Source organism: Planktothrix tepida PCC 9214 (assembly GCF_900009145.1).
GTDB lineage: Bacteria > Cyanobacteriota > Cyanobacteriia > Cyanobacteriales > Microcoleaceae > Planktothrix > Planktothrix tepida.
Window position 1 is genome coordinate 366,545 of sequence record NZ_LN889802.1, and the last position, 16,286, is coordinate 382,830.

Here is a 16,286-nt window from a genome sequence, read left to right on the forward strand (position 1 = left end):
GAAAAAGGGGGGCAACTGTTATAATGCTACGCATAAATTTAGGACAATTCTACATCCTAAAACCCCTTCAATTTTTTCTGTTCCCTGTTCCCTGTTCCCAGTTAAGCTGTTCCCTCTTAATATTGAGTCCGTTGAAAGGCTTCTTCAGGTGAAATATTACCGTAAATCACAGATAAAATCCCCGGTAAATAGTCATCCATTGTTGTGATGCTGGTATAAATTAAATGTTTAATAAATGCTGGAGTGAGTGCTGCATCTTCCGCATCTAAACTGGTTTTATAGCGAACTTCACCATCGTGGAAATTCAGTTCAAAGTTTCCAACCACTGTGCCATAATTAAGCATCGTAATAAACGCTGCCATATTATAACGTTTATAATCAGGAACTTTCACCGGGCAAATAGAATAAACGGCAATTTGTCGTTCTGCTTCCCGGACAACTGTATAACAATCAAATCGTCCATTTTTACCTTCCACTCCCAATGCCAAGACTCGCCGATGTTCAATTTCTCTATAAACCCAACCATCTAGGTTCATAAAATCAATGAGAACATCAAATACAGCCCGATCACTGGGGTATTCTTGAGACATTAATTCCGGGTTTTGTACTTCAGGGTTTTGTTCTGACACAGTAAACATCCTTAATTTTCCTAATCTTTACAAAATTCTATGAATACTAACTTCAACAATTACGCTCTATTGTTCGGTTTTCTTGCGTTGGAATATTATACGCAATTTTATTATCTTTGGCACTGCGGTAAGCAATATTAGTTAATTCATAATAAATCGGGGAATAAAGAGAGTAAAGCTGACCATAATAAAATCGATTTCGATATCGATAATAATCTTGAAGTTTTTTTCTAATGACTAAGGGTAAATGAGGATTCTTTTCAAAGGTTTGATCCCGGCGTTCAATCACCCATTTAATTTCCTGTAAATCAACTCCCTGAGTGATTAACTGAAAACACTGTTCAATGACTTGACGAATTTTTTCCCGTTCTTTAGCCTGAAATTCTAAGCCTTCTTGCTCTGGATTTCCAGCTAATAATTCTAACCGATAAGCTCCTTGCGGGTTAGCGTGGGGATACCAGCCCAATTTTAAGCGATCGCCCGTTTGATTAATAATCCAGTCTGTTCCATTAAACTTAATGGGTTGAATCATCAACAGGTTTTCATTATAAAACTGCTCATTGACAATACGGCCATCTTGAATGAATGGATCTTCATCCCCAAAAGTATTATGAGTGATTGCCCAACCACTGGGAATATTCAGACGCACAAGTTTTGAATACATAAATTAGGATTGACTGGATCAAGACTCAATGTAAACCATGAGAACTAACGCTGTCAGCAGCAGTTGATGTTGCTTTCAGCTTACTTCTGGTGGAATTATAATGCAACTTCTGATCTATATCATGTTTTTTCCTCAATTGCAGTCTAAAAATCAATGTCCCTTTTCCGGATCGAAGGTTGACAGGCGGATCAGTGGAAGTATGATTGCGTTGAAGTAAGTTTATGTTTAAATCTCGTATTTTAATCTTAACGACCCTAGTAACGACTCTCAGCTTAGGGTTAGCTTCCTCAAGTCTAGCTGAATGGTTTTCTGACTATCCTGACAGGTTTTCTGACTATACTGTGTCCCCTTCTGACTCTAAGGTAGAAGCAACGGTTGATCCCAGTCAATTGATCACGGTGAGACTGCGGAATAAAACTGACCAAACCCTAGTTTATGCCTTAGCCAATGATAATTCTCAACAGTTAGCACCGGGTAAAACCGGAGAATTTTTAGTTCGAGTGGGACGTCATCCCGGAGAAACTAGCACAATTTTAATTAACACACCCGAATATACTTATCCATTAATTTATAGTGTCCGGGTTATTCCCAAAAATACATTAATGGTTGAAATTACCCCCACCAGTGCCGCAAACCCCCATCAAGAACGTACCATTTATATTGATGAACAGGGAAGAGTTTACTCATTTTAATTAGAGCAGGGAACAGGGAACACTTCGACAGGCTCTTTGCTTCGCAGGGAACAGGTAGGAAAAGAGGAGTTTACGGTTTAGATTTTAGCATCAGTCTATGTCCTAACTTCCAGGCGTGACTGCTATAAGTTGCGAGGGAAGTTATATTCTATATTCCATGCTTCAATATTTTCTACAAATAATTGTCCGGGTTGCTAATCACTTTTTCCCATTCCCTATTCGTAATTCGTAATTCGTAATTCGTAATTCCCTGTTCCCTTTAACAATTAATTTCACAAGCCCCAATACTCACCCAACTACTTGAAGCATCTTTCCAATGTTCTTTTTTCCAAATAGGTGCAGTATGTTTTAAAGTATCAATTGCATATTGACAAGCTTCAAAGGCTTCTCGACGGTGAGGACAACCCACCGCAATTAAAACACTAATTTCACCAATTCTTAAACGTCCAACCCGATGATGAATCACTACACGAGTCACATCTAACCATTGTTGGCGGATGTCCGTAGCAATTTTTTCAAATACTTTTAAAGCCATCGGTTGATAAGCTTGATATTCTAAAGATTCTACGGCTTGACCTTGGGTTTGATTTCTCACCATTCCACTCATGACCACAATTGCACCATTCCTGGGGTCATCGGCTAAAGCATAAATCTCCTCCAATAAAAGAGGCGCAATTGTAATCGAGAAACTATCGTGAAACGGAGAAGGAATCAGTGTTAAATCCTTCTCCAAATCATTAGAAACAATCACAACTTTTGGCTCCTAAATTAATGGATGAATTGGCTTAGAGTTTCAATCCGAAACCGGGTTTCTACATCCATCTTATTTTAATCCATTTTTTCCGATGATTTCTGATTTAGGGTTGGCTGCTATCCGTTGACTGAGGTTGTTCAACTGGTTTTTGATCAGCCAGTTTTAATAATTCAGGAATTGTCACAAATGTATAACCCTGCTCTTTAAGTTTCTTGATGACAATGGGTAAAGCTTTTACCGTTGCTGAACGATCTCCGCCCCCATCGTGCATTAAAATAATTCCACCGGATTTAGCTTGTTTTAAAACATTACTAATAATTTTGTCCGATGAAGATTTCCAATCCTGCGAATCCACTGACCACATAATATTAACATGATTTTGCTTAAACGCATAATCCACTAATCCGTTATCTAAAACACCTCCTGGCGGTCGGAACATCGGAGTGTTAATTCCTGTTAAGTCTTCCATTAATTTAGCCGTGCTTTCAATTTCTTCGGAGGCACCAGAAGGACTATATTTTTGATAACGATGGCTCCAAGTATGGTTCCCTACAACATGACCCTCGTTAACCACTACCTTCGCAATATCTTTCTGATTTTTTAAAGCCGAACCCACCCAGAAAAATGTAGCTTTAATATTATTTTCTTCTAAAATATCTAAAATTTGGCGAGTGCTTTTCGGCCAGGGGCCATCATCAAATGTGAATGCAATTACTTTTTGTTCGCCAGGGATTGTTACTTCTTTAATGGTTTGGCTTTGAAATTGTTCGGGAATACTATAACTAAAGCGTTGGGTTTGCAATTGTTCTAAGGTTTTTTGGACATTATCAACTCGTTGAGTGATTGCTTTCTGAAGATTTAATCCCGACTGTGATAAGGGTTGAGAAGGTATTTCTGAGGAAGAATTTTTGAGTTTTTCAGTAATATTAGAAATAATCCTGGGGGGTTGGGAAGAACGAGCAGAAAGGCTTTGTTTTGTCGCTCGCTCTACACGCAGATTAAGGGGTAACATCACACCCATCGCAAAACTAGCAATGGCTGCTACAAGAGCAAATAAAGCCACTTTTTGTTGTCGTAAGAGAGGACTGTACTGAGCCACGAGATTACTCCTTCACACGGAAATAAATTTTAGAATTGAGCGTGATCGAACCGCATCTAAAAAGCCAACTGATTCACCCTTGACATCAGAGATGCACATTTTCAATAAAAAGTCAAGCCTCTGATTACAAACGTAATCATCTGAATTTTGAGGGTTGAACAATAATACCTCTAAAATCCTAGTGCATAAGGACACGAACAGGAAGACACTTTTAGGAAAACGTTAGGTTTTGTTGATAATGGTTTCACGGTATAAACTCACCGCTCGTTGAATCACATCGTCAATTGTTAAATTGTCCGTTTGAATTTCAACCGCATCGACGGCTTTTCGCAAAGGTGAAATGGCCCGATTACTATCAAGGTGATCCCGTTGAGCAATATCCTGTTCGAGTTGTTCTTGAGTAATATCCGTTTGACCTTTAGCGTGCAGTTCTAATAATCGCCGTTTAGCCCGTTCTTGCACGGATGCCGTTAAGAAAATTTTCAATTCGGCATCGGGAAATACCGTTGTTCCAATATCCCGACCTTCTGCTACAATTCCCCCTTGACGACCGAAAGCTTGTTGCTTTTTCACTAAAGCTTGACGAACTGCCCCTTGAGAGGCGATCGCAGACACATTCGCCGTTACCTCTAAGGATCGAATTGCCTCGGTTACATCCTGGCTATTAATCACCGTTCGCGGTTGTTCCCCATCAGGAATTAATTCAATTTGGCATTGACTCACGATTTCAGCAATGGCAGGTTGATCATCAATCTCAATTCCCGACTGAAGCACCAACCACGTCACCGCCCGATACATCGCCCCCGTATCCAAATACAACAACCCTAACGCCTCGGCAATTTGGCGAGTCACCGTCGATTTCCCGGCTCCGGCTGGCCCATCAATGGCAATAATCGGTTGACGATGACGCAAAATCAGATTATCAATTAACCGAGTTGTCCCGACCCGGGCTGCAACCGCTAATAAACCCGTTGTGTCTAAGGTTGTCAGTGGAATTAACGTTTCAGGTTCGACTAAATCAATATATTCGACTTGTACCCCAGGTTCAGTGTCTAATTCTGCTTGTACAATCTGCTTAATTTCCGTAGCGACAGAACAACCTTGTTGAAAGTGTTCTTGACCTCGACGCAGCGCCCGATATAAAACAGCGGCTTGCTGTTTTTCGTCCTGTGTTAAATATTGATTGCGAGAACTATAAGCCAGTCCCGATGATTCTCGAATAATGGGACAGGGAATAATCTCAATGGGCCAGTTTAAATCCTGAACCAAACGTTGAATAATTGCAATTTGTTGAGCATCTTTTTGGCCAAAATAAGCACGATCCGGTTGCACTAAATTGAATAATTTAGCCACAACCGTCGCCACCCCTTGAAAATGTCCGGGTCGAGATGCCCCACACAACCCCGACATCATTGATGCTAGGGGAATCACCATTGTCTGCATTGAGGAAGGATACATTTCCCCCACTTCAGGAGCAAAAACTACATCAACCCCCGCTTGTTCACACTGTTGCAAATCCGCCTCCAACAAACGGGGATATTTTTGGAAATCCTCTTGGGGGCCAAACTGTATAGGATTGACAAAAATACTGACCACCACTAACGAATTTTCTGATCTCGCCCGTTGAATTAAACTCAAATGCCCTAAATGTAACCCTCCCATCGTGGGAACCAAACCCACTAACTTGTCAGGGTTTTGGGTTCGGTAGCCCCGAAGATAACACCGCAGAGCCGCAACGCTAGTCAACAGACGAATCATAAATCAGTTATCAGTTATCAGTTGTCAGTTGTCAGTTGTAGGGGCCGGGTTTCCCCGCCCGTACTCAGTTATCAATTATCGGTCAACCGTCAACAGTTAACAGCCTACTCCGACACTGATAACTGATCACTGATTCGGAGTCAATACATCAATCTGGACAGGAGCAACTCCACTGCCAATCATGCCAATGGCTTCGGCTGCACCTGTGGATAAATCAAGCACCCGGCCTCCGGCATAGGGGCCACGATCATTAATCCGCACGACAACGGATTGACCATTATCTTTGTTGGTAACTCTTACCTTTGTGCCAAAGGGTAAAGAAGGATGGGCTGCCGTTAAATCGTATTGATTAAAGGTTTCTCCATTCGCCGTTTGTCCGCCATCAAAACCAGGGCCATACCAAGATGCCCAACCCTCGATTCGCCGGAAGAAGAACCCAGTAGCGACCTCTGGAACAGATGGCTTGGGTAAACCTTCAATTGTATTTAAAGGGGGAGCATTGCCAATCTGCCGTCGGATGCGATTAGTCGCTTGTAAAGCATCCGTTGCTTTGTCATTGGTTGTATCCGGCAGAATGGTTTGTGAGTCAATGGCGACCAGTTCTTTACCAGCCGCTTCAATCAGGTAACGCTGGCGCTGTTCGTCCCATCGGACTTGAATCGTCGTCGCATCAAAGTTATTGCGAATGAGTTGATTAATTTCGGCTGCAACGGCAGTAGCACGGGAAACTGGGTCGGAGGTGATGGTAGATTGCGTTGCAGGGGTTTTAGGATTGGGTAGATCAGCTTGGTCAGAATACGATCCCACTTTTATTGGTTGAAGCGTTGGGGCTGTTCTAGCTTTGGGATCAAAGTTGGCATTCTGGATAAAGGTCAGGACTGGAATATTCCTAATGTAAAGGGTTGCTGCTTGTTCTTGATTCAATTCATGAGCTTTGATTTTGGCAACCGTTTCGGGTAAAAAGGCGGTAGTGGTTTGTTGGGATTGATATTCTCCAACTTTTACCACGTCGGCAGGTTCAGTTTTGGTCGCAGATAGGATGATCTCTTCAGAGGGCGTTTTTAATAATGGGATTGACGGTACAAAATCGGGAGGATTTAAACGTTCTCCTTGATTTGAGGGCTTGGGGTTAAACGCTGAGGTAGATTCAGCGTGGCTGGAGGAGCTTATGCTTAAAATCGGCAGAAGAAGAACTGCTGTAAGACCGCTCCAAAGTTGATGCTTCATAAGTCTATTCTCAAAACTGCTGGTTGATCGAGTTGAAGCTTTACACTGGTTGAAATCTCCTGAATGGGAAGCATTAAGTCTCGCAATTCGTGTTTAGGCACTGAACAGCTAAAGATTTTAATGCTGGGTTGAAAACCCGAATCTAGGGAGATTCAATTCGTCAACTCACACTCGTTCCGCATTCACCTTTGTTTGAGGAACTGCAACAGACTAACATGAACTTGCGAATTTGGGGATCACTCCCTCACGGGGGTTTGGAGTGCTTTTTAAGAAACTAAACTGTTCAGTTTTAAGCCCAAACCCTCATCTGTCAAAGGATGTAGAGATTCTTACTTAGTAAAAATTTTCAAAATTTAGTTTTGATTGAATTTTCTTATAGGTTTGACAACGTGCGACAGAATCGAGAAGACAGAACCGCAAATAACAGAACCGAAAATTGATTAAATAGGTTGTAGAAAGACAAGGATCGAACAAGATGGATTATCGGGAAGCTGGTGTAGATATTCAAGCAGGTCGAGATTTTGTTGATGGCATTCGTAGCCTCGTTCAGAAAACCTATCGACCGGAAGTATTAGGGGGATTAGGGGGGTTTGGAGGTTGTTTTGCCCTTCCTTCCGGGTATAACGAACCCATCCTCGTTTCTGGAACTGATGGGGTGGGAACTAAATTAAAACTAGCCACAAGCCTCAACCGTCACGATACCGTTGGTATTGATTTAGTGGCCATGTGCGTTAACGATGTTCTGACCTGTGGGGCAGAACCCTTATTTTTTCTGGACTATTTAGCCACTGGAAAGCTCGACAGTGACCAATTAACCCAAGTCGTCACCGGAATTTCCCAAGGATGTCAACAAGCGGGATGTAGCCTTCTGGGGGGAGAAACAGCCGAAATGCCCGGATTTTATCAACCGGGGGAATATGATATGGCGGGTTTTTGTGTGGGAATTGTGGAAAAAAGCCGAATGTTGAACGGTTCCCAAGTCCAAATCGGCGATATTGCCATTGGATTAGCGAGTAGTGGTGTTCACAGTAATGGCTTTAGTTTAGTGCGAAAAGTGGTCAGTGATGGCGGATGGAATTGGAATGACTGTCCTGAAGCTTTGGGAGGTCAATCCATTGGAGATGTGTGTTTAACGCCGACGCAAATTTACGTTAAACCAATTCTACAAGCTCGGAGCCAGGGTGTAGAAATTCATGGCATGGCCCATATTACCGGAGGCGGTTTACCGGAAAACTTACCACGCTGTTTGGGAGAAGGACAAGCCGTGAAGATTCATCCCAATAGTTGGCCCGTACTTCCGATTTTTAATTGGTTAGCTGAAGTGGGACAAGTGAACCTAGCAGCAATGTTTGATACCTTTAACATGGGTCTTGGTTTTGTGGTCTTAGTTCCTCCTCAACAAGCGGAAACCACACGAGAATGGTTTGAAACTCAAGGAATTCTAGCCTATACCATTGGGGAAGTTGTATCAGGAACCGGGGGTTTAATCGGATTACCACTCAATTGATTGATATCCTAATCGTAGGATAAGCTAGAGTGCTACCCATTACAGTTAGGATACTGTTGAATTCAGCAAACTCTTTCACTTCCTACTGTTCCCTGTTCCCTGTTCCTTGTTCTCTCTTTCCTATTAATTACCCATCATGTCAGTTGCATGGCAAATTGCCAAAACCTACGAAGATATTCTCTATCACAAAGCCGGGGGTATCGCTAAAATTACGATTAACCGTCCTGAAAAACGTAATGCCTTCCGGCCGAAAACTGTTTTTGAACTCTATGATGCCTTTTGTGATGCCCGTGAAGACATCAATATTGGTGTAGTATTATTCACCGGATCGGGGCCACATACCGATGGTAAATATGCCTTTTGTTCCGGCGGGGATCAAAGCGTGCGGGGAGATGCAGGATATATTGATGATATTGGAATTCCGCGATTAAACGTTTTAGATTTACAACGATTAATCCGAACAATGCCCAAAGTTGTGATTGCAATGGTGGCAGGATATGCAATTGGAGGCGGTCATGTTTTACATTTAATTTGTGATTTAACCTTAGCAGCAGATAATGCGGTTTTTGGTCAAACGGGGCCGAAAGTGGGAAGTTTTGATGGGGGATTTGGAGCGAGTTATTTAGCCCGAATTGTCGGTCAAAAGAAAGCACGAGAAATCTGGTATTTGTGTCGTCAATATGATGCTCAACAAGCCCTAGATATGGGGTTAGTTAATTGTGTCGTTCCCGTAGAACAATTAGAATCTGAAGGGATTCAATGGGCTCAGGAAATTTTGGAGAAAAGTCCCATTGCCATTCGTTGTTTAAAATCTGCCTTTAATGCTGATTGTGATGGTCAGGCGGGTTTACAGGAATTAGCGGGAAATGCCACCTTACTGTATTACATGACGGAGGAAGGAACTGAAGGCAAACAAGCCTTCTTGGAGAAACGGCCACCCAATTTCCGCCAATATCCTTGGCTTCCCTAGGGAAAAGATAATCTGTGGGGGGACGAAAAACACTTCGCCCCCAAAATGTCTGGACTAAGCTAACAAGGACTTTGCCTCTTCTGGCTCATGAACTCGATGGGACTCTAAGGGAATAACATCGCGTAACCGAGGTGTTTCCGGTTGTAACTGAATCAAGGTTTCTAAAGTTTCCCAGGATGGAGCAAAGGCGGGGATCGCTAACTGACAAGACTTCCACCCGCCTTTAACTGAAACTTGAAGCAACTGACAGTGCCCCCCACGATGACCTTCGGGTGTGTAACGTTGGCAATGCCGACAGACTGAGATCAAGTTTGCAGACTCCATTTGTAATTCCCCAAGAAGATTATCTATTTATAATTGTCGGGGATCAGCAAATCCGGGTTTTTTATCGGCAAACTTAGATTCTGTCTGCGTTTGAGTTCGATTTTTAGGGGGTTTAAATTTAATACTTCTTTTATGTTTTGTTTAAAATTAGACACACAATAAATCCAAAATATTAAGAATTGTAAATTTCCTAGAGCGTGCCTGAAACAGGATAAAATGAATGGGGATCAAGGTAAAATTCGGTGGAAGGAATTAATAACTCCGTATAAATCCCGTTGAAACCTAATTGTAAACTACCTAAAGATAGAGTTTCATAGAGGAACTTAGGTTTCAGTTCCAGAGCCTTCTAAAGTTTTCATGGCACAAAGACAACAAACTGACCAGCGAGTCAATTCCCCTGGAGGAGTTGGACAGTGACATTGAGGACAGAGGGGGATATGTTGCGATCGCTGTTGAATAATATTGGCCCAACGTTGAAAAGCGGTTAACGGCGTAGTAGAAGCATGAGGATGAGAATGAATCAAAGGTTCGGTGGGGGTTGGAGGCAAATTAACCCGACTTGGATGATCCTGCCAAAGTTGAGAGAATTCATCTGAGGTTGAACCCAGAGAACGGTGTTGCTCCCCATGACATTGATATCGCCATTGCGCTGTAGAAAACCGGATATCTTCAACGGGAAATAATAGTTTTTGATTTAAGCGATACAGCAGTTGAATTCGTTTTAAAGTCAACTCTTGAGACCAAGTGGCACTAGAGGTGGCAACATTCAACACCCCTCGATGCCAACTCACCGCACGGCTATGAAGACGAGCAACAGTTCCGACAATTTCCGGCCAATAGGCACAAAGTTCTTGAAATTGTTGTTGTTCTGGGGTGAGAATTTGAGATTGAAGCAGACTTAAGACCTGATGGAGGGATTGCATCTTTAAAAAAATGAGCGAAATCGATCAAAAATAGATAAACTGACTTGTTAGCCGATCTAAGAATTGTCAATAATAAGGTTTATTCGTGAAACCCTAAATCTAAAAATCTTTATTTTAAAATTATCAACAAGTGGGTAGGAGTTAACCATGAGTCAAGGAGCCCGGATGAAATCCCCTCAATCTCCACAGCCAGAATTAAAGTCTGAACTCAAAGCGGTTTTAGGCTGTCTGGATGTGCAACTAGAGCCAGAATTAACCCGTTATCGGCGTCATCGACGACGCACGAAACAGACAACCCCCGACTCAACAGGACAAACCACCCCCCAATTTCAACAAACTCCTGATGCGGTAGCGGTCGCTGTCAATGAGGGGGCTGCATCTCAAGGAAAACTGTTTGAACCCCAAGCTCAACCGTCGGGCTGGGAAACGGTGGTTCCCTCCCAACCTGCACCCTTAGTCGTTTCTAACTCAGCGACAACAACAAACGACCCCAAAACCAATGGTAAAGATCCGGCGGTCAGTTTTAACTTAAAGTCATCGGCTCCGGTAGCAGCACCATCAGACGGATATTTAGAATCAACGGAAGCCCTAATCAAAAGTATAGAAGAACGGCGTTCTCAGTCACCAGAAAAACGGAGTTTGATGGCGAGTTTATTAACTCCGATGGGAATTGCCTCAATGTTCTTATTTTTGTTATCTTGCACCGCCTTAAGTTATGTTCTGTCTTCCCCATCCAGTCGGACTAGCTTAGGGTTAAATCGGTTTTTCCCAACCCCAACCCCAACGGCTAACCCCAGTCCAACGACTCCTCCAACAACTGCCTCAACGGACACTTCACTCCCAGCGACAGATTCCCTATCTCCCAACTTAGCGGCGAAGGAATTTGTTAACTTGGATTTAGATACCTTGAGCAATATTAATCCTAACCCCAATACCCTGCCGACACCTGCGGTTGCTCCCCCTGTGCCACCGAGTCCCGCCACAACCTTACCCGCACCTTCAAACAACCTGACCTCTCCAACTGACCCCGGTTTGAATAATCTCACTCAGGAATTGTTACCTAAAAAGCCCACCACTTCTACTGTTCCTACTCCCACAACAACCGCCCCAGCCCCAGTTACAGGGCAAGGAAGGAGTGCTGCGACGGTGCAACCGGGGGGTGGTACAGCCCCAAAAGTTGCAACTGCATCCACTCCACCTAAGCCAACGGAACCGATCAAATCCCAGGATGGTTATTATTATGTTGTCTTGGATTACGTCGATGAACGTTCCTTTGAGCAGGCTAAAGAAGTCATTCCTGATGCTTATATTGCTGAGTTCAAAACCGGGAAAAAAATCCAAGTGGCGGCTTTAACCGATGCGGCTTCAGCCAAACGCCTGCGGGATGAGTTAAAAGTTCAAGGGATTAATGCTTATTATGATATTCCTAAGCCGTAATTAGTCCACTCCTCCTGCATCATGAACTAGCGTTAAACTGTAGACAGAAGTGATTACAGAACCGTACACCCTCAAAGGAAGAACAGCGTCATGGGATTATTTGATCGGATTGGCCGTCTTGTTAGAGCTAATTTGAATGATTTGGTCAGTAAAGCCGAAGATCCAGAAAAAATTCTGGAACAGGCGATCATTGATATGCAGGAAGACCTGGTGCAGTTACGTCAGGCTGTTGCTCAAGCGATCGCCAATCAAAAGCGCACCGAACAACAATATAATCAAGCCATGTCCCAAGCTAACCAATGGCAATCTCGCGCCGAATTAGCTTTGCGGAAAGGGGATGAAACCTTAGCCAGAGAAGCCTTACAGCGCAAAAAAAGCTACATGGAAACGGCGAATACAGTGAAACTGACTTTGGATCAAACGTTCGGTCAGGTAGATGCTCTAAAACGCAATTTAATTCAGTTGGAGAGCAAAATCTCTGAGGCTAAAACCAAGAAGAATATGCTCAAAGCTCGGGCGCAAGCTGCAAAAGCCAACGAACAGTTACAAGGCTTATTGGGGAATATTAATCCCAGTAGCGCAACAGCAGCTTTTGAACGCATGGAAGAAAAAGTATTGCAGTTAGAATCACGTTCTCAAGCCGCAGGAGAATTGGCGGGTTCAGATTTTGAAAGTAAATTTGCAGCGTTGGAAGCAGGAAGCGATGTTGATGACGAATTAATGGCTCTGAAAGCCCAAATTTCTGGCGCTCCGGCTCCCCAGGCTTTACCTGCGGGACAAACAACGGCGAAAAATCCAACACCAGTGGATGATGAGTTAGAGGCGTTGAAAAAGGAATTGGATAAGATGTAAGCTGGAATTTCTATCTATTAAAGCGTTTGGGCTTTTTGTCAGGGGTCAAGGGAAACTGTAACAGTCACCATTGACTCCCAGAGTTCGATGGAAAGCCATTGTCTGGAAATGTTGAAAAAACTCCGATGTGTTTAGCCACCTATTAGAATTTCGCTGTATAGTATTAACGAGTTTGATTTGGTAGTTTTACTTATATAGCAGGGAACAGGCAACAGGGAATAGGGAACAGACAGGTTCATAGGGAAATAAGTTTAGGTTTTAGCATCAGTCTATTTCCTAACTTCCTTGGCGACTGCTATATTAATCCTGATTAATCCTGAAATAAGAGAAGCAGAAACGACAGATCAACTGAATAACTCTATTTAATTTTTATTCAAACCTATCCCTTAACGATGGCTAAAGTGCGTTTACTGATTCTCAGTTCATTTGCAGCTGGATTTGGGCTTTGCTCAATTGTTTTTTCCATCTTTACGATGATGTCTGAATTCAATTTTTCCACCGTATTTAGATTTATTTTAACTTTAGGCTTTTTTGCGATTAATTTTTTATTTGCCTTACATTATTATGGATTACTCTTGAAAGAGTTTAAACTCATTAGTAAAATGAAAGCTCAACTTAAACGCTTAAATTATGATTTTTAATGGATAGGAAGGAACAGGGAACAGGGAATAGTTATAATTCAGAGTCATCACTATCCTAAAATTAAAAATAGGTTAAAGTTAAAACTAAAGTGAATTGATTTTGAGGAATGTGATTATGTTAGATGCGTTTAATTCCCTATTCAGTCGTCATCCTGAACGAAATCAAGCCAACGTCGAAATCTATACTTGGCAAACCTGTCCCTTTTGTATTCGAGCTAAACTGTTGCTGTGGTGGAAAGGAGTTAATTTCACAGAATATAAAATAGATGGGGATGATAGCGCACGATCTCAAATGGCTGAACGTGCCAATGGATGTCGCACAGTTCCCCAAATTTTTATTAATAATCAACATATTGGCGGGTGTAATGAGCTCTATCAATTAGATGGAGAAGGAAAATTAGAACCCCTATTAGCTGAACCAGCTTAATATTTAGGGTGAAAATTACTAACCCTATTTTTTTCTAAATCGACTCACGAGTTAGATCGATTTGGATTTTTCCCGTAAAATCAGGAATTGGGGGGTTTGGTTTCGTTAACTGTATACGCACTTTTTTGACTAAGGGCTGTTTTAATAAGGTGTCGGAAATTTCTGTAGCCAATCGTTCTATAAGAGCAAATTTGCAAGTTTTAATGATAGTCTCAACGGTGGTAATGGTGTGGCGATAATCGAGGGTATCTGCGATTTGATCACTGGTTCCGGCTGGTGTTAAATCCAACCACAGGGTCACATCGACTTCAAACCATTGGCCTAACATTTGTTCTTCGGGTAAATAACCCGTATAGCCGTAGCTGCGAATCCCGGTAATGTGAATGGAGTCCATGATAACTTAAATTAAAATGACATTTTCCAAAGGATATGTTATAGTAACAAAAGTATGGGTATGTAGCTCAGTGGATAGAGCATCAGATTCCGGTTCTGAGGGTCGGGGGTTCGAGTCCCTCCATACTCGTTTAATTTAACGGTTATCAAACGTATGTATAGATTTTAGATACGGACCATATCTCTGATGTTCTGTCTCAACAAGCAATTTTAGTCACTCGTAACCGTCAAGATTTTGAAAAAATACCGAATTTATTAATAGAAGATTGGACAGTTTAATTCTTAACTTTCTGCAATGCGATCTAAGCGTTCTCGAATAGCCAGATTAAAGAGCGATCGCACTGACATCCATAACCCTAATATTGATAAAAGTAAGACAAATACTGCCCATCCTTGATAATTTCCAATTAATAAAATCGCACCTGCAATTAAAGTAAACCCTGTCCAACAGATATAAATTAAACTTTTTAAGGCTAAATTAATTCGTTTTAAGGCGCGATCGCTTTCTACAGACCTGACTCTAATTTGTAACTCTCCTTCTTCTAAACGTTCTTCTAAACGACGAATTAAAACCTCTGATTTACTGGGTTGTTGTAATCTAAATTTAATAAAATCTCGCGCCTGTTGTGCCAATTCTCCGACTAAATTACCCCGTTCTTGAGAAATGGTTAAACTCTTAACAAAGGGTTGAGCACAAGCGACTAAACTATATTTGGGATCTAAGGTTCTCGCTAAACCATCTAAGGTGGTTAAAGACTTTAAAATAAACATCATTTGAGCAGGTAAACGGAAGGGTTGTTGCTCAAACATGACATAAACTTCTTCTTTAATTTGATTAAACATTTGAAAATCAACCGGTTTTTCTGTAAATTCTTCTAATAAAAACCGAACCATTCTCCGTACTGGTCTCATATCCGCTACGGGTTCTATTAAACCAATATCCACTAACGTATCTAACACCACATCCGTATCTTTTTTTAACACAGCAAAAAAGGTTTTAATCATCTGATCTTTGGCTAAGGCTTTGACTTCTGCCATCATGCCAAAATCATAAAAAATTAAATTCCCATCCGCACTCACCGCTAAATTTCCAGGGTGAGGATCAGCCTGAAAAAAACCATCCTGAAGAATTTGTTTTAAATAACAACAAATCCCTAATTGATTTAACCGTTTAACATCAATTCCATAGGCTAGTAATTGATCTCGATCATCCGCTTTTATTCCCGGTAAATATTGCATTGTTAAAACTTTATGGGTGGTATATTTCCAATACACTTTAGGAACTAAAATCCCTGGATAATTTTTAAAGTTATCTCGAAAGTGATCGGCATTTTTACCTTCTTTAATATAATCAATTTCTTGATATAAAATTAAAAAAAACTCATTATACAAATCATCCAGATTATAAAGCCTTGTCCAATTAAAATTCTGTTGACAAAATTGAATCACCCGACGCACCGCTTGTACATCTAAATCAAATAATTGTTTTAAGCCTGGACGCTGCACTTTAACAATTACATCTTCTCCAGTATGGAGTCTAGCTTTATGAACTTGTCCTAAACTAGCAGCCGCTAACGGTTGTTCATCAAAATCTCGATATAATGTAAATAAAGAATTGCCTAATTCCGCTTCAATAATAGCGACGGCTTGATCACTACTAAAGGGTGGAACTTTATCCTGTAATTTCTCTAATTCTTCAACATATTCTAAGGGTAAAATATCGGCTCTTGTCGATAAAGCTTGGCCAATTTTAATAAAGGTTGGCCCTAAATCTAACATGGTTTTAACTAACCAAGTTGCCCGTTTTCGTCTCTGAAGCGAGGTATTATTTGCCAGTGTTCTATCCCACCACAAAAAGAACATAAACAGTCCGCAGGCGGTGAAAACATCTAATTGTCTCGTTAAGGGAGAATATCGAGTTTGTTGCCAGCGAAGCGGTTTAGAATCCATTTGAGTGAGCATGGGAAAGATTAGATAAAAATGAATAAA

General features: G+C 41.6%; 17 protein-coding genes and 1 tRNA gene. 8 read left to right on the forward strand and 10 right to left on the reverse strand.

Annotated features, from left to right (window positions below; translation table 11 throughout):
- Positions 1 to 116: 116 nt before the first annotated feature.
- Positions 117 to 638 carry a YbjN domain-containing protein gene (locus PL9214_RS15905; RefSeq protein ID WP_245824262.1) on the reverse strand — a complete coding sequence of 174 codons (522 nt, stop codon included), beginning with the start codon at positions 636 to 638 and terminating at the stop codon, positions 117 to 119.
- A gap of 43 nt (positions 639 to 681) precedes the next feature.
- The gene (locus tag PL9214_RS15910) at positions 682 to 1,293 is read right to left on the reverse strand and encodes a hypothetical protein (protein ID WP_072719749.1); all 612 of its coding nucleotides are present in this window, start codon (positions 1,291 to 1,293) and stop codon (positions 682 to 684) included.
- Between the two features lie 221 nt (positions 1,294 to 1,514).
- On the opposite strand from PL9214_RS15910, the gene PL9214_RS15915 reads away from it, so the two are divergent.
- Entirely contained in the window at positions 1,515 to 1,985 is a 471-nt protein-coding gene (locus tag PL9214_RS15915; RefSeq protein WP_072719750.1) for a hypothetical protein, read from the forward strand.
- A 259-nt stretch (positions 1,986 to 2,244) separates the two neighbouring features.
- Here the strand turns inward: PL9214_RS15915 and PL9214_RS15920 are convergent, their stop codons facing one another.
- The 4 genes from PL9214_RS15920 to PL9214_RS15935 all read right to left on the reverse strand — a co-directional run bounded on the left by PL9214_RS15920 (position 2,245) and on the right by PL9214_RS15935 (position 6,823).
- On the reverse strand, positions 2,245 to 2,700 hold the full coding sequence (locus PL9214_RS15920) for a molybdenum cofactor biosynthesis protein MoaE (protein WP_186440389.1): 456 nt from the start codon (positions 2,698 to 2,700) through the stop codon (positions 2,245 to 2,247).
- A gap of 142 nt (positions 2,701 to 2,842) precedes the next feature.
- Complete coding sequence (locus PL9214_RS15925) at positions 2,843 to 3,838, reverse strand: polysaccharide deacetylase family protein (protein WP_072719751.1); 996 nt, start codon at positions 3,836 to 3,838, stop codon at positions 2,843 to 2,845.
- 222 nt (positions 3,839 to 4,060) lie between these two features.
- Positions 4,061 to 5,593: a bifunctional pantoate--beta-alanine ligase/(d)CMP kinase gene (locus tag PL9214_RS15930; RefSeq protein WP_072720075.1), complete on the reverse strand. Its 1,533-nt coding sequence runs from the start codon at positions 5,591 to 5,593 to the stop codon at positions 4,061 to 4,063.
- Between the two features lie 129 nt (positions 5,594 to 5,722).
- Positions 5,723 to 6,823 carry a septal ring lytic transglycosylase RlpA family protein gene (locus tag PL9214_RS15935; protein ID WP_072719752.1) on the reverse strand — a complete coding sequence of 367 codons (1,101 nt, stop codon included), beginning with the start codon at positions 6,821 to 6,823 and terminating at the stop codon, positions 5,723 to 5,725.
- A gap of 475 nt (positions 6,824 to 7,298) precedes the next feature.
- Here PL9214_RS15935 and purM point away from each other — a divergent pair, with 475 nt between their 5' ends.
- Complete coding sequence (gene purM / locus PL9214_RS15940) at positions 7,299 to 8,330, forward strand: phosphoribosylformylglycinamidine cyclo-ligase (protein ID WP_072719753.1); 1,032 nt, start codon at positions 7,299 to 7,301, stop codon at positions 8,328 to 8,330.
- Between the two features lie 136 nt (positions 8,331 to 8,466).
- Complete coding sequence (menB, locus tag PL9214_RS15945; protein ID WP_072719754.1) at positions 8,467 to 9,300, forward strand: 1,4-dihydroxy-2-naphthoyl-CoA synthase; 834 nt, start codon at positions 8,467 to 8,469, stop codon at positions 9,298 to 9,300.
- 54 nt (positions 9,301 to 9,354) lie between these two features.
- Here the strand turns inward: menB and PL9214_RS15950 are convergent, their stop codons facing one another.
- Both PL9214_RS15950 and PL9214_RS15955 read right to left on the reverse strand, forming a co-directional pair.
- Positions 9,355 to 9,624: a hypothetical protein gene (locus PL9214_RS15950; protein ID WP_072719755.1), complete on the reverse strand. Its 270-nt coding sequence runs from the start codon at positions 9,622 to 9,624 to the stop codon at positions 9,355 to 9,357.
- A 323-nt stretch (positions 9,625 to 9,947) separates the two neighbouring features.
- Complete coding sequence (locus tag PL9214_RS15955; RefSeq protein ID WP_072719756.1) at positions 9,948 to 10,547, reverse strand: DciA family protein; 600 nt, start codon at positions 10,545 to 10,547, stop codon at positions 9,948 to 9,950.
- Positions 10,548 to 10,694: 147 nt separating this feature from the next.
- On the opposite strand from PL9214_RS15955, the gene PL9214_RS15960 reads away from it, so the two are divergent.
- The 4 genes from PL9214_RS15960 (at position 10,695) to grxC (ending at position 13,904) form a co-directional block, all read left to right on the forward strand.
- Positions 10,695 to 11,984 (forward strand): hypothetical protein, encoded by a 1,290-nt coding sequence (locus PL9214_RS15960; RefSeq protein ID WP_072719757.1) that lies wholly within the window; start codon positions 10,695 to 10,697, stop codon positions 11,982 to 11,984.
- A gap of 90 nt (positions 11,985 to 12,074) precedes the next feature.
- The gene (locus PL9214_RS15965) at positions 12,075 to 12,836 is read left to right on the forward strand and encodes a PspA/IM30 family protein (RefSeq protein WP_072719758.1); all 762 of its coding nucleotides are present in this window, start codon (positions 12,075 to 12,077) and stop codon (positions 12,834 to 12,836) included.
- A 392-nt stretch (positions 12,837 to 13,228) separates the two neighbouring features.
- Entirely contained in the window at positions 13,229 to 13,477 is a 249-nt protein-coding gene (locus tag PL9214_RS15970; protein WP_072719759.1) for a hypothetical protein, read from the forward strand.
- A gap of 115 nt (positions 13,478 to 13,592) precedes the next feature.
- Positions 13,593 to 13,904: a glutaredoxin 3 gene (gene grxC, locus PL9214_RS15975; protein WP_072719760.1), complete on the forward strand. Its 312-nt coding sequence runs from the start codon at positions 13,593 to 13,595 to the stop codon at positions 13,902 to 13,904.
- Positions 13,905 to 13,938: 34 nt separating this feature from the next.
- Here grxC and folB read toward each other — a convergent pair whose 3' ends face one another.
- Positions 13,939 to 14,298 (reverse strand): dihydroneopterin aldolase, encoded by a 360-nt coding sequence (folB, locus tag PL9214_RS15980; protein WP_072719761.1) that lies wholly within the window; start codon positions 14,296 to 14,298, stop codon positions 13,939 to 13,941.
- A 56-nt stretch (positions 14,299 to 14,354) separates the two neighbouring features.
- Between folB and PL9214_RS15985 the strand changes: the two genes are divergently transcribed.
- Positions 14,355 to 14,427 (forward strand) — tRNA-Arg (locus tag PL9214_RS15985).
- Between the two features lie 152 nt (positions 14,428 to 14,579).
- Here the strand turns inward: PL9214_RS15985 and PL9214_RS15990 are convergent.
- The gene (locus PL9214_RS15990; RefSeq protein WP_072719762.1) at positions 14,580 to 16,259 is read right to left on the reverse strand and encodes an ABC1 kinase family protein; all 1,680 of its coding nucleotides are present in this window, start codon (positions 16,257 to 16,259) and stop codon (positions 14,580 to 14,582) included.
- Between the last annotated feature and the right edge of the window lie 27 nt (positions 16,260 to 16,286).